Below are 13,000 nucleotides of genomic sequence, written 5' to 3'. Positions count from 1 at the left end.
CTGGACGTGCAGTCCGTCCCTCCCAAACACAGACGGCGATCGCGCGTAGATTCTCTCCATGCCCACCATTCTCCCGCTTCTCCTGATCGCGGCAATCGTTGCCGCGATGCCCGGCGCCCTACGCGCGCAGCCGACTGCAGACGAGAAGGCCGTCATCGCCATTGCGGATTCCGCCCTCGCCGCCATCAGCCGCGGGGACGCGGTGGCGTTCACCAACCTCATGGTTCCCGAAGCGATGCTGTATCCCACATCCACGCGGGACGGCGTCACCATCTACCGGGCACGCACTCGCGAGGCGCAGCGCGCGGCGAACCTCAGCGGCGTGGTAGAGCGCGGCTTTGCGCCCATGGCGCGGGTGAGTGGCGGTGTGGCAATGGTCTGGATGCCGTACGACCTGTATGTCAACGGCAACTGGTCCCACTGCGGCGCCGATGTGTTCACGTTGGTGAAGAGCGCCGGCATGTGGCGCATTGCGTCCATGGCGTGGAGCGCTGAGCAGCCTCCTGTTTGCGAAAAGCACCCCGCGGGGCCGCCGCCGAGGCCATGATCGGCGATGAGATACGGTGTCGTGGCGTTGTGGCAACTCACGGGAATGGCGTGCACGCTCGGCGTGGGCGCACTGCTGGTTTTCAGTACCAACATGATCGCGGGACAGGGAGCAACAACCAGCCTCCGTCTCCTACCTCACGATCTTCTTTGGCTGTTCTCCGGCGTTATCCTGATCACGCCGCTGTCCCTCGTGGTTCTCTGGGCATGGGTCCGAGCGTGCGGGAGGTTTCCGGCCCTTGAGGGCTCGCCGCAACGTGCCATCATGAACCTGGTTGCTGTGGCGATGATCCTCGCGATGCTGGCTGGAGCCATCAGCAGCTGGGAAGCGAGTATCGCGACGTTCCTTGACGAGACGTTCTCTGTCGCGCGAGCGGTGATCGGGTGGGCAACTGTCGGTGTGGTGCTGCCGCGTGTTCTCGTACCTGTGCTCCGGCCCGGACGGATCACGCAGCCAAGAGACGTGGTGAAGCGCGCCTGAGTTCTACGTACGTAGTTCAGCAAGCTCGGCAACATTGCACGATATGCGGGGGCGCCGCGCCGCAGTCGCACTTCAGCGTCCACCAGCCACCTGAGAGAACATATGTCCGGAACTGGTTTCAACCGCGGCGAGATCGATTCCCTGGATGCACTCTTGGCTCTGTTTGGCCCCGTGCAGGAAGCGTCACGTCGCAAGGAAGTCACCACGCTGCCGCTGGTCTACCAGGAGATGCTGCGCGCGTCGCCCTTCTGTGTGCTGGCCACCGCTGGCCCGGACGGCATGGATGCGTCGCCGCGGGGCGATGCGCCCGGATTTGTGGCAGTCGTCGACGAGCAGACCCTGCACCTACCGGAGCGGCGCGGGAACAACCGAATCGACAGCCTGCGCAACATCCTCCACGACCCTCGGGTGGCCATGCTCTTCCTCATCCCCGGCCGCGGTGAAACGCTGCGGATCAATGGGCGCGCCACGGTTCTCGCGGATCCGGCTGTGCTGGCGCCATACGCCGTCTCGGGCCGGCTGCCGACCTGCGTCGTGGAGGTGCGCGTCGAGGCCGCGTTCTTCCAGTGCGCGCGCGCCATACAGCGAAGCCGCCTCTGGGCGCCGGTGTCTCCAGAGTCGCTCGCGCACGTACCGTCGGCGGGCGAGATGCTCGCAGCGCTCACCGAGGGCGCGCTCGGCGGTCCCGCCTACGATGCGGAACTTCCCGCACGGCAGCAAGCGACGCTGTACTGACGGCACGCGCTGCCGTTTTCGCCGTGCCCACTTACACATTGCAAACACAATCCGAACACTTCCACCACCTCCATTTCCACGCGCCCGGGGTCTCAATTGAGGCAGCCGTAGTCGCCTCAGCTCACAACCCGCACGGAGATTCCGGGATGCTCTCACGTCGTGAATGGCTTGGCACCACCCTCGGCGCCGGTGCGGCGCTCGCGCTGACACCGGAAATGCGGCGCGCCCTGTCCGTACTGGCGCAGACTGACGGCACGCTCATCCAACGGGCCATTCCGTCAACCGGTGAGCTGCTTCCGGCTGTTGGCTTGTCGTTCTCCAATCACGTGTCCTGTGCGGACCCCGCCGCGCTCAAGGCCGTGCTCAAGGCGTTTGCGGACAACGGTGGCCGCGTGTTCGACGCCATGCATGGAAATACCGCCGCCGAGAACTTTCACATCAATGCGGCCGGCGAACTCGGTGTCCGGCAAAAGCTCTTCTGGTCGGTGCGCGGCTTTGCGCCTGCCCCCGGTGGCCCGCCACAGCCCACCGCCGAGGGCGCCAAGGCGCAGATCGCGTCGTTGCTTGAGCGGCTCAACGTGTCGAAGCTCGATCTCGCCATGGTGAACCCGGGCAGCGGCACCGCACACCTCGACGTGCTCAAGGCGGAGAAGAAGGCGGGTCGCATCCGGTACATCGGCGCTCAGGTAATCAGCGACAATCTCTACCCCCAGCTCGAAGCGGTCATGCGCAACGAGCCCATCGACTTCATCGGCGTCGACTACGATGTGGGCAACCGCGCCCGCGTCGAGGACACCATCCTGCCACTCGCGCTCGAGCGCAAGATCGGCGTGATGGCATTCTTCCCGCTGGGTGCCAATGCCGGGACGAGTTGCGGTGCCCTGAGCCGCAACCTGTTCGCGCGTGTCGGGACGACCCCGCTTCCTGAATGGGCGGCCGAGTTCGACGCGCGCACCTGGGCGCAGTTCTTCCTCAAGTACGTCATCAGCCACCCCGCCGTGACCGTTGCACGGGTTGGCACGACCAAGACGGCGCACATGATCGACAACATCGGCGGGGGCATTGGCCGATTGCCGGACGAGGCGACGCGCAAGCGCATGGCGGCGTTCATCGATGCATTGCCTGCGCTGCCGCCGCTGCCACAGAATCCCGCCGCCGCGCCGGGCATCGCGGTCTCCTCAGCCATCCTCAAGCGTTATGTCGGGCAGTATGCGGCGGCTTCCGGCTTCACGGCCACCTTCCGTCTCGATGGAGACCGGCTGTGGGTCAAGCCCGGCACCAATCCCGAGGCGCCCCTGAACGCGCGGTCGGAGACCCGCTTCCAGGATCCACGCGGACCGATGTTCGAATTCCAGGTCGACTCACAGAGCGAGGTCGCCGGCGTCGTGCTGGAGCAGCAGGGGCCGCAGGGGCCAACTCGCGTGCGTCTCGACCGCAAGTAGAAGGGCCGCCTTCAAAATCGAGCTTAACGAACAACAGTTGGAGTCCCAGCGCGAGAAACCTCGTCGGGTGACCGAGGGACAGCAATTCGTTGACGGTTCATGGTGCGGCGCGCAAGCTTGAGAGTACACAACCGGTCGTGCGCGCGCAGTCGCCGGCGGCGGACTCGACGGGCTTTCGCGCGGGGCAGTGGGGCGCAGGGTTCTCGCTCGGGAGCAATTTCTGCCCGGTCGCTTCTCATGAGGCGTATACCCATCGTGCTCCCCGGTACCGACGTGTTGATGTACCGCATTTCGTATGGACCGCCGCTCGATTGTCCCAGCGGGTGCTTCTACGCGCAAGCCTACCTTGCGAAGGTGGGCAGTCGAGTCGGCTGGTTGCCCGGTGCGAGCCCGGTACCGATGCGAAGGAGATTTCCCGTGCAGGCGCAGGATTCAACCGTGTTCACCGCGACGGTGTTCAGTCAACTCAAGGACCGTGATGCCAACGCGCGCTTCGCCCTCGCGCTTGCCATTGTGTGTGCTGCGGAAACGCCAGAGTCCTTCAGGAGGAAACTCGTTGCCGACGTCCCCAATGCAAATAATCCGCAGTTCTGTACACATTTAGGATGAAGGAATGTGAAGGCGGGGGGTGGGGGGCGCGATACCGCTCGGGACCTCCGATGCCGTCGTTCCTGACGGCCCGCCGGTCGTTCATGCAGACACGAGGACGCTACATGACATCCGACGACCTGAATCGAAGTCTCCCCACACTGTTTCGGGAACTCGTCTACGGTGCGCCCCCGACCGGTGCTTTCGTGCTGAATCCCGGTGATGGCGGGCTTCTTGTGGCGCTGGACGGCTTATCCTCGTCAGAGGCCTCGAAGTCAAGCAATGAGGGCGCGTCCATCGCTGCCCATGTCGAGCATCTGCGCTATGGCCTTTCGTTGATGAACCGCTGGGCCGCCGGGGAGAAGAACCCGTTCGCGGACGCGGACTGGACGGCGTCATGGGAGCGCAGGGCGGTATCGGATGTCGAGTGGGCAGCGTTGCGGCAGAGTCTGCGCGAGGAGGCCGAGCGGTGGTATGCTGCGCTCCAGGAATCACGCAAAGTTGTCGGTGTCGCGTTGGACGGCGTGATCGGTAGTGTGATGCACGTGGCGTACCATCTGGGAGCAATTCGTCAAATTGCTTCCGGCGCTCGGGGGCCCAGGGCCGACGCCTGACGATTTCGCCTGTCCAGGATGCGCATGCCTTCCGTCGCTGCGCGCCGCCCTCGCTTCCAGGTGCTGCTGGCCAGCCCCGCCGTCTCCACGGGTGTCGAACAGTACTACAGCGATCTCTCCGGCGACGGGTCGCGTCCCCCACAAGTATCCGATCGACGTGAGCTCGAGGCGCGTGTCCTCGCATATGCGGGACGACGCGGATACGACCCCGTTCCGGTCCTCGCCAGATCCACGGTCCCCACACTCTGGCTGCTCGGCGACCGTGACATGAGCGTGCCCACCTTCGCATCACGCCGCGTGCTGGACTCGCTGTCGGGCACCGGCGTGTCCATGCACACCGTGGTCAACTTTCCGAACGCCGACCACTTCCTTCGCGATGCCGACGGGGGGCCGCAACCGCCCGTGTGGAACGAAATGATGTCGTGGCTGCGGACACAGGGCGTCGTCCGCGGGCCGTAGCGGCGCTCGCAGCCGACGGCCACGCATCATCAGGCGCCAGGTCGGTGCGCGGCGAGTCCACCAGGCGACACGAGGTAGCGGTGCGATATCTTTCCCGCTGTGATTCCCTTTTCACCCGCCCCGCACACCGACGACGTCCCCACGCGGTTCCCGACCCCGTTCGACCGGAGGGCCGTGCACCCGTTGGCGCGGCGTGCCGCGCTCGAACTTGCCGATGCTGTTGAGTCGCAGTATGCGAGCGAATGGCGCCTGCACGAGCCCGGCAATGGCAAGATGTTCGGGGTGCTCGTGGTGGCAGCGCCCGACGGCACCATCGGCTATTTGCGCGGCTTCTCCGGAATGGTGAATGGGCAGTGGGAGATCGACGGCTGGGCGCCGCCCACCTTCGATCGCGTGCAGCGCGACCGCGTGTGGATTGACGGTGAAGCGGAGATGCTGGCGTTCAGCGCGCGACGCGCGGCGCTGCTCGCGTCGGGGTCCGAAGGCGCGAACACGGCGGTGGCGACTCGTGTCGACGCGGCCGTGCGCGAACTCGACGCCGTACGCACGCAGCGCTCGCGCATCCTCATGGCGCAGATTCAGGACAGCTATCACTTCGCCAACGCACGCGGTGAGGTGCGAGCGCTGCGCGACCTGTTCGTCCCAGCTGAACCACCCGCGGGCGCAGGCGACTGTGCAGCGCCGAAGCTGCTGGCCCATGCGTATCGCCTGGGGCTCACGCCACTGGCGCTCGCGGAACTGTGGCTGGGCGCGCCGTCCACAACCGGCGATCGCCGCGCGGGTGTGTTCTACGCCGCCTGTCGCGGCAAGTGTCTGCCCATCCTCACACACATGCTGGGTGGACTCCCCGCCGATTCGCCCCCGCTCTTCGGCTCGGCGGCCATCGACCCCGCCGAGCCATTGGCAATGTACGAGGACGAGCACCTGCTGGTGGTGAACAAGCCAAGTGGTCTGCTCACGGTGCCAGGCCGCAGTGCGGCGCTGCAGGATTGTGTGGTGAGTCGGCTGCGGGCGCGCTACCCCGACGCCACGGGGCCGCTGGTGGTGCATCGCCTCGACATGGACACCTCGGGGCTGCTGCTGGTGGCCAAGACACTCGATGTGGCCAAGGCGCTGCAGCGACTGTTCTCATTGCGCGAGGTTGAGAAGCACTACGTGGCGTGGCTGGACGGCGAGGTGGCAGGCGAACAGGGGCGCATCACCCTGCCGCTGCGCATCGATGTCGATGATCGGCCGCGCAACATTCATGACCCCGTGTTCGGAAAGCCGGCTGACACCGAATGGCAGGTGTTGGTGCGCGAGCCGGGGCGCACGCGGGTGCGCTTCACGCCGCACACGGGCCGCTCGCATCAGCTGCGGGTGCATGCCGCGCATCCGCTGGGACTGGATGCGCCCATCGTGGGTGACCGGCTGTACGGACGCACACCACCGCACGACGACGAGCGGCTGCTGTTGCACGCCGAGCATATGGCATTTGTGCATCCGGTGACGGGCGCGCCGGTGGTGGTGCAGCAAACGGCGCCGTTCTGACGAGATCTTGCATGCACGGTTCGGATATGTCTGCACCAGATCGCTTGTTCCGCGGTGACACAGTGCTCACAACCGCCGAGTGGCAGGCGCGCGCGGCCGCGCACCTCGCGCGCGTGGAAGTGTACACGCGCCCCCGTCGTGAGCGGCGGGCGCGCGGGGCGTCGCATCCGGTGCACGACTTCCTGTTCCAGTACTACAGCTATTCCCCCGCCAAGCTGGAAGCGTGGCACCCTTCATCGGGAGAGGGCTTGGTGGACAGCACCGAGGCGCGCGAGCGCTTCCCTGAACCGGTGTACGTCGCCGCCGATGGCGTCATTGGGCGCATGCCCGGCGCGATGAGCAGCGCCGAGCGTGACACCTTGGTGAAGGTGCTGGATGTGCTGCGCGCCACGCACGAACGACCGGCGCAGTTCGGCTGCTACGGCATGCACGAGTGGGCCATGGTCTACGGTGGGCACGACGTACGGCATGCGCAGGTTGCGCCACTCCGGATGCCGCAGGCGGAGCTCGATGCGTTTGTGGAGAGTCGGCCGGTCCTGTGCAGCCACTTCGAGGCGTTCCGATTTTTCGCGCCGGCCGCCAAACCGCTCAATCGCGTGCTGCTCACCTGGGAGACACGACACGACCTGGAGCAGCCCGGCTGCATTCACGCCAACATGGACCTCTACCGGTGGGCGTTCACCTGCATGCCCTGGGTGGGCAGCGAGCTGCTGTGGCAGTGCTTCGCGTTGGCGGCCGAATTGCGCGTGCTCGACATGGAAGCCGGCCCCTATGACCTACGGTCCTTTGGCGTCGAGCCAGTGCGCGTGGAGACACCCGAGGGGCGCGAGGAATACCAGCGGCGGCAGCGTGCGTTGAGTGAGCAGGCGCGCGGGCTGCGAGCGGCGTTGATCGACGCGATAGGGGCGGTACTTGAGGCTGGAGCGGGCCGCCGCTAACGCGCGTCGCACACCGGGATGCCCGGCGTGCGACGCGCGTAGTCGATGATCCCACGATCACAGGTCATCAGCGCCGCACCGAGCGTTTGGGCGTGGGCGATGAGGATGCGGTCGGCCGGATCGCCGTGCGGTTCTCCGGGGAGGCGGGTGCTGTGCACCAGCACGTCGCGCGTCACAGGCACCGACACGATCCCTGGCGCCGTAGCGGCGCGGTCGAGCCAGATGCCGACATCCGTGGTGAGTCGCAGCCGACCCTTGTTGACCAACATGGCGACCTCCCAATACGAAAAGTCGCTCACGAGAAGTCGCTGTGCGGCGGCGGCACGTTCGATGAGTCGGATCGTGTGGTTCGGGAGTGCACCCGACGATGGGTCGAGCGTCCAGATCCAGACGTGGGTATCGAGGAGGAGTGGGGTCTCGCGTGCGGGGGCATCACTGGCGCGCCACGCGGCGGGAAGCCCGACGTAGGTCGGTTCCGGCTCGCCTACTGTGCGCCGTCTCTTTGCGACCGGTGACTTCCTGGCCGGCATGTCAGCGACGCCGCGCGGCCAGGGGATCCGTGAACGATTCCCCCCAGAGTGACTCGTCAGCCGATACGATATCGCCGTGGCTCGCCACACTCGCCGCGAGAAAGCCTACTGGTGAAATTGCCGGCGGCTCGACGGCGGATACCCGCACCACCGGCCGCCCGTGCTTGGTCACGATCAGTTCAGACCGCGTGCGCGCGATCTCGTCCATCAGTTCGAGGCAGGTGGCCTTGAACGTGGTGGCGGAAACCTCAAGTGCGGGGGGGCGCCGCGAGGGGCGAGTCGGCTTTCGACGCATGGTGAGTTCGGGCAAAATGGTCATATTAATATGACCACTATGCACTGAGGCGACAAGACTGTCCGCCTTGCGCCCTGAGCTTGCGCGGGCCACACTCCCGGGACATGAGGTGGCGTTGACCGAGACTTCGCGAACATTCCATTGGGGCTGGCTGGCGGTCGCGCTGGCCGGCGTGCTTCTCCCGGCGCTGGCTATGCTGCGCGTTGATACGATGACGCTGGCAGCGCAAAGTGGCCCGATTCTCGCTGCCGGTCTGATGGGCACGGGCATGATCGCTGCGGCGGTCGCGGCGCGTTTCTGGATGGGCGTGGCGCTCGCGCTGACAACAGGCGTGGGCTTCATTGCCCTGGCGCAGCGCCTGGGCATGGCGCCGCTGGTGCATCCGCTGTCCACCACGCTGGCGCTGCTGGTGGCCAGCATCAGCTTCGCCGCGCGCGGCACCCTGTTCACGCGCGCGCATCCCCGTCACGGCTGGATCATCGCGGTGCTGGTGGTGTGTGGAGAGGCGGCGACGCTGCTTACTGCGGCGTGGCTGCCGGACTGGTTGCTGGTGCTGCTACCGGCGCAGTGGGCCAGCGCGGCCATTGCGACGGCCATTGTCGGGAGCGGGACGCGGGCTGCGTTGGCGGTGCTGATGGCGCTGGCGGGCACGGCCGCTACCACACTGCTGGTGGCGCGTCTCTTGCCACGCAAATGGCCGTATGCGCTCATGTTCACCGCGTGGCTCGCGCTGTCGGCGTACGTCGCGCGGAGTTGAACCAACGCGCAAGTTGTATGTCTGTTCTCTGATCCGTCATTTGGACGGATAGGGCTCTCCGGTCTTCGCAGAGCCGCACTCGCGCTGCTTGCTGCTCTCGACCGCCAACTCGGAGCGCAGAGCGGTATTGTCTCCGCGCTGAAAAGGCTGGCGAGCACATCACCAGCTGCGCCTTCAGGATTCGGCATATGGCATCTGACCGGTGGACCACTTCGAAGGAGAGCCTTGCGGCTCCGATCAGAGCCATGCTGGTCGGCATTGCACTCTCGGCAATGGCGGCGTGCAATGCCTTCACCGGTGACGCGTACCGCACAGGACCAGCGCTCATCGTCTTCTACCGGGATACCGCCACGATCGCAGCGCCTGATACCGTCGTTCGCGGTGAGGACTTTGCCGTCAGCATCAGGACCTTTGGCGGCGGCTGTACACGCGAGACGGTGCGGGCTGACGTGTCGGTCACGGGATCACTGGCTGAGATCAAACCGCTCAACCGTACGCGTAACGCCAGCGTTTGTACTTCAGATCTCCTGTATCTTGAGCATAACGTACGCGTGCGCTTCAATGTCGCTGGGCGGGTCGTGCTTCGCGTGATCGGGGAGCAGAGTGGCCCATCCACCGGTGGAGCCAACTGGCCCGCAGTTCTCGAGCGATCGATTGTCGTGCGTTAGGCAATTATCTGCGGTAGATCGGCCTGACGAATGCCTCGGCCGGCGCAGCGGACGTTCGACGCGCTCGCGCTGTCCTGGATCTGTACTGCGAAGCCCGATCGCCTTGCAGTCTGCCAGCTGCTCCCGAATGACGATGAGCGCACGTACCCTCGCAGAGTTCATGCTCGCCCATGCGTAACTCGACAGTCACCCCCTGAGCCACGTCAAACGCAACCCCGCCCAATCGCTCGCCGACCTGCGCAACGTGGGCAAGGCGGCCCTCAGTGACTTCGCCGTCCTGGGTATCACCACGCTGGCGGAACTCGCAGCGAGTGATCCCGACGTGCTTCATCAGACACTCGAACGCGCCACGGGCAAGCGTCAGGATCCGTGCGTGCGCGACGTGTTCGCTGCGACCATCCACCAGGCACGCACCGGGGAAGCGCTCGACTGGTGGCACTTCACTCCCGAACGCACGGGCGGCGTTCGAAAGCCGTAGAACCCAGGGATATCGGCTACGCCGCCGTGGGACTTTCGTTCATCGGACAGCTCGCCGTATCTGCACGGCAAGATCATACAGCATGCTTTCGACGCCGGCCTGGTTCGTGAGGAGCACGAGTGCATAGCCCGCATCGGGCCGCACTTCGATGTAGCTGCTCGATCCGAACGTTCCGCCCGATGCGCGAAGTACCAGCGCACCGTCGCGGCCAGGCGACATGCGCCAATTGAAGCCCAGGCCCGTGCCTGCCGATTCTCCGGTCGCCTGCTGGCTCAGTCGCAGCGCCGCTGATGTTGAGGCCAGCTGCGCACGCGCGAATCGCGCCATATCCGCACTGCTGTACCGCAGCCCGCCGGCGGACCGGATATACCGACTGTCGATGGCCGGCATCACCACACCAGCGGCATTGCATCCGGCAACGGCGGCACGGCCGCGCCCGGAACCGGTGCCACTGTTCATGCCGAACGGCTCTTCGATGTACGTCTGGATCAGCTTCTCGTAGGGTTGTGCAAAGACCTTCTCGAGTATGAAGCCGACCAGGGTTGCGGCGACGTTCGAATGCCGCGATGTGACGCCAGGCGTGTGATCGAGCGTCACGTGATGCAGGTCGGTGAGCAACTGTCGTGCGCCGTAGCGCTGCCAACGCTCTACGATCGCACGTGGCGCACGGTTGGGACCCTCCGTCTGTACGAGGGAGGTCAGGTCAGGAATATTGTCGGGTAAACCAGAGGTTGTTTCCACCAGGTGAACCAGGCGAACGGGCGTCCCATCGCGCTGCAGATTCGGATACTCCTCGGTCAGATACTTTCGGATGTCATCCTGAAGTTCGACGCGCCCCTCTGCTACCGCGTTGGCCAGCAGCAATGACGAGAACACCTTCGTGATCGAGCCAATCTCGTAAACCGTGTTCTGGTTTGGGGATTGAGCACAGGCTGACGGTCCACCTGCGAAGTTGAAGTAGCGAACGGTGTCATCTCGCACGATGGCCACGGACAAACCGCCGGCCCTGTTGTTGGCAACGAACTGTTCGCCTAATCGCTGCAGCGCACTGCTGTCTATCGCGATGGCATCCTGCGAACCTTGCGCGGTGAGTCCTGCGTTCGGACTTGTCAGAAGCAATGCAGTCGCCACGACAGAACAAAGGCGACGGCAATAAATGCCTGGAATCGACGGCATGTGGAGAGGCTTGAAGTGGTGGCGAAACATCGTGTGCTCGTGCCGCACCCTCAAGGGGCGAGCTCCCATCCAACTGCACTCCTGAGCGTCAGGCTGCATCAGCAATCTGCTGACAGCGCGGTTCGGATCTGGCCGATATCGTGGAGGCAGGCAACAATCGGGAGGGTTTCATGCGCAGAACGCTGCTGCGACTAGCCGGAGCACTGCTGGGACTCGTGGCGGTCGCCATCGGCGGCAGCTACGCGTGGGATATGCGCCAGTCATATGCGCGAATCCGCGGCAAGAGCCGGGTGATCTCGACGGCGTACGGCGACATCGAGTACGCGACCGGTGGTGCGGGAGTTCCCGTGCTGGTCGTGCATGGGGGCGGCGGCGGCTTCGACCAGGGGCGGCTGCTCGTCGACGCGCTGCTTGGCAATGATGTCCGCTGGATTGCGCCGTCGCGCTTCGGCTATCTGGGCTCCTCGATGCCCGACGGTGCCACCTGGGACGACCAGGCTGCGGCCTTCGTGGCCTTGCTCGACCATCTCCAGATTGAGCGTGTGGCCGTGGTCGCGCTGTCCGAGGGCGGCCCATCGACGCTCTTGCTCGCCGCGCAATATCCCGAGCGGGTATCGTCGCTGACCTGCCTGTCGTGCGGCGCGGTGGCGTCGGCGTCTGCCGACCACGCCGAGGCGAACAAGAATGGCAACACGCTGCGACGGGTCTTTTCCCACGACTACACGTACTGGGGCATTGCGAAATTCTTCAAGCCACAGCTCATGCGTGTGCTGGGTGCCAGCGATGCCGTGGTGGCCGGACTCACACCTGAGGCGCGCGGGTTGGTGTATCGGCTGATTGATGAAATGAACCCGGCCGCGCCGCGGTCCGCGGGTGTGGTGTTCGACAACACGGCAACCCTACCCGGCAAGCGGATTGCGTCGATTGTGGCGCCGACGCTCATCGTGCACGCGAGGGACGACCTGCTGCAGCTGTACCACAATGCAGAGTTCGCAGCGCAGACCATCCCGGGGGCCAGGTTGATGAGCTTTGAGGCCGGTGGGCATGTGCTGGTGGTGGTGCAGCAGCAGGCAGTGGGCGAGGCCGTACGGGCGCAGGTTCGAACGGGCTGGCCGTAAGCATATCGCCCTCGCCATCTTGAAGGTCGAGGGGCGTTCGGTTCTGGCGATACTCCAATTCAAAGCAGATGACCTTTCGACTTGCACTCGCTTGCATTCCCGCCTTCGGGGCGTGCGCCATTCTCGATCCGGGGGGAGACTGCACCCTCATTGGCGGCGAAAGCGGACTCACAGTACGTGTGAGCAACGTCACATCGCCGATCACTCGCATCGACGTCAGTCCAGTCGCCCCCGGGGGACAGCCAGCCTACGTGGCCGACTGCGCCAGACTAGTGAGCGGATGCGACCACGGAGTATTCTTTCCGGAGTACAGCGCACCGAGTGCCGGCATCACGGTCGCATCCGCAGCGGGCACGGTATCCGGAACCACGAGGCTGGAGTATAAGGTCTCGTACCCGAACGGCCCCAACTGCGCGCCACGCGTGGTCAGCGCAACCGCAACCATCGATGTGCGCAACGGGTCCGTGGTCAATGGGAGGTGAGCCTGGTTGATCACCCGATGGGTCGCTGGACTTTGCGTTGACTGCCTACTGCACGTTAACCATGATGCGCAGCGCGAAGGATGAACGAATCCTGTCGGGTGGCGGCCGATATCTTCGAGCGTATCCGCATCGGCGACATGCACTTGTGCACCTGGCAGTCGTC

Annotated in this window: 16 protein-coding genes; 13 read left to right on the top strand and 3 right to left on the bottom strand. The window is 65.2% G+C overall.

The window, feature by feature from the left end; all coding sequences use genetic code 11:
* The first annotated feature begins 58 nt into the window (after positions 1-58).
* From B2747_RS04210 to B2747_RS04170, 9 genes are all read left to right on the top strand, one after another.
* Positions 59-547 carry a hypothetical protein gene (locus B2747_RS04210; protein WP_291157171.1) on the top strand — a complete coding sequence of 163 codons (489 nt, stop codon included), beginning with the start codon at positions 59-61 and terminating at the stop codon, positions 545-547.
* Between the two features lie 6 nt (positions 548-553).
* Positions 554-1,027, top strand: coding sequence for a hypothetical protein (locus B2747_RS04205; RefSeq protein ID WP_291157169.1), 474 nt, complete (start codon positions 554-556; stop codon positions 1,025-1,027).
* Positions 1,028-1,129: 102 nt separating this feature from the next.
* Complete coding sequence (locus B2747_RS04200; protein ID WP_291157167.1) at positions 1,130-1,762, top strand: pyridoxamine 5'-phosphate oxidase family protein; 633 nt, start codon at positions 1,130-1,132, stop codon at positions 1,760-1,762.
* Between the two features lie 146 nt (positions 1,763-1,908).
* Complete coding sequence (locus B2747_RS04195) at positions 1,909-3,204, top strand: aldo/keto reductase (RefSeq protein ID WP_291157165.1); 1,296 nt, start codon at positions 1,909-1,911, stop codon at positions 3,202-3,204.
* Positions 3,205-3,642: 438 nt separating this feature from the next.
* The gene (locus tag B2747_RS04190; protein WP_291157164.1) at positions 3,643-3,813 is read left to right on the top strand and encodes a hypothetical protein; all 171 of its coding nucleotides are present in this window, start codon (positions 3,643-3,645) and stop codon (positions 3,811-3,813) included.
* 50 nt (positions 3,814-3,863) lie between these two features.
* Positions 3,864-4,406: a hypothetical protein gene (locus B2747_RS04185; protein ID WP_291157162.1), complete on the top strand. Its 543-nt coding sequence runs from the start codon at positions 3,864-3,866 to the stop codon at positions 4,404-4,406.
* Positions 4,407-4,430: 24 nt separating this feature from the next.
* The gene (locus B2747_RS04180) at positions 4,431-4,865 is read left to right on the top strand and encodes an alpha/beta hydrolase family protein (protein WP_291157160.1); all 435 of its coding nucleotides are present in this window, start codon (positions 4,431-4,433) and stop codon (positions 4,863-4,865) included.
* Positions 4,866-4,964: 99 nt separating this feature from the next.
* Positions 4,965-6,395 carry an RluA family pseudouridine synthase gene (locus B2747_RS04175; protein WP_291157158.1) on the top strand — a complete coding sequence of 477 codons (1,431 nt, stop codon included), beginning with the start codon at positions 4,965-4,967 and terminating at the stop codon, positions 6,393-6,395.
* Between the two features lie 26 nt (positions 6,396-6,421).
* Positions 6,422-7,333, top strand: a complete 912-nt coding sequence (locus tag B2747_RS04170; protein ID WP_291157157.1) for a hypothetical protein — start codon at positions 6,422-6,424, stop codon at positions 7,331-7,333.
* Here the strand turns inward: B2747_RS04170 and B2747_RS04165 are convergent.
* Together B2747_RS04165 and B2747_RS04160 are read right to left on the bottom strand one after the other, a co-directional pair.
* The gene (locus B2747_RS04165) at positions 7,330-7,863 is read right to left on the bottom strand and encodes a type II toxin-antitoxin system VapC family toxin (RefSeq protein WP_291157156.1); all 534 of its coding nucleotides are present in this window, start codon (positions 7,861-7,863) and stop codon (positions 7,330-7,332) included. The genes B2747_RS04170 and B2747_RS04165 overlap by 4 nt on opposite strands.
* 1 nt (position 7,864) lies before the next feature.
* Entirely contained in the window at positions 7,865-8,182 is a 318-nt protein-coding gene (locus B2747_RS04160) for a type II toxin-antitoxin system Phd/YefM family antitoxin (RefSeq protein WP_291157155.1), read from the bottom strand.
* Between the two features lie 91 nt (positions 8,183-8,273).
* Between B2747_RS04160 and B2747_RS04155 the strand changes: the two genes are divergently transcribed.
* From B2747_RS04155 to B2747_RS04145, 3 genes are all read left to right on the top strand, one after another.
* A complete protein-coding gene (locus tag B2747_RS04155; RefSeq protein ID WP_291157153.1) occupies positions 8,274-8,915 on the top strand; it encodes a hypothetical protein in 642 nt (213 codons plus the stop codon).
* A gap of 245 nt (positions 8,916-9,160) precedes the next feature.
* Positions 9,161-9,583, top strand: a complete 423-nt coding sequence (locus B2747_RS04150; RefSeq protein WP_291157151.1) for a hypothetical protein — start codon at positions 9,161-9,163, stop codon at positions 9,581-9,583.
* Positions 9,584-9,776: 193 nt separating this feature from the next.
* The gene (locus tag B2747_RS04145) at positions 9,777-10,061 is read left to right on the top strand and encodes a helix-hairpin-helix domain-containing protein (RefSeq protein WP_291157256.1); all 285 of its coding nucleotides are present in this window, start codon (positions 9,777-9,779) and stop codon (positions 10,059-10,061) included.
* Positions 10,062-10,100: 39 nt separating this feature from the next.
* On the opposite strand, the gene B2747_RS04140 is transcribed toward B2747_RS04145, so the two are convergent.
* On the bottom strand, positions 10,101-11,237 hold the full coding sequence (locus tag B2747_RS04140; RefSeq protein WP_291157149.1) for a serine hydrolase domain-containing protein: 1,137 nt from the start codon (positions 11,235-11,237) through the stop codon (positions 10,101-10,103).
* 170 nt (positions 11,238-11,407) lie between these two features.
* Between B2747_RS04140 and B2747_RS04135 the strand changes: the two genes are divergently transcribed.
* Positions 11,408-12,355 (top strand): alpha/beta fold hydrolase, encoded by a 948-nt coding sequence (locus tag B2747_RS04135; RefSeq protein WP_291157147.1) that lies wholly within the window; start codon positions 11,408-11,410, stop codon positions 12,353-12,355.
* The last annotated feature ends 645 nt before the right edge of the window (positions 12,356-13,000 follow it).

This window comes from Gemmatimonas sp. UBA7669 (assembly GCF_002483225.1).
Lineage (GTDB): Bacteria > Gemmatimonadota > Gemmatimonadetes > Gemmatimonadales > Gemmatimonadaceae > Gemmatimonas.
Note: the sequence above shows the minus strand (reverse complement) of the source record. Positions and strands in the feature narration are given on the sequence as shown.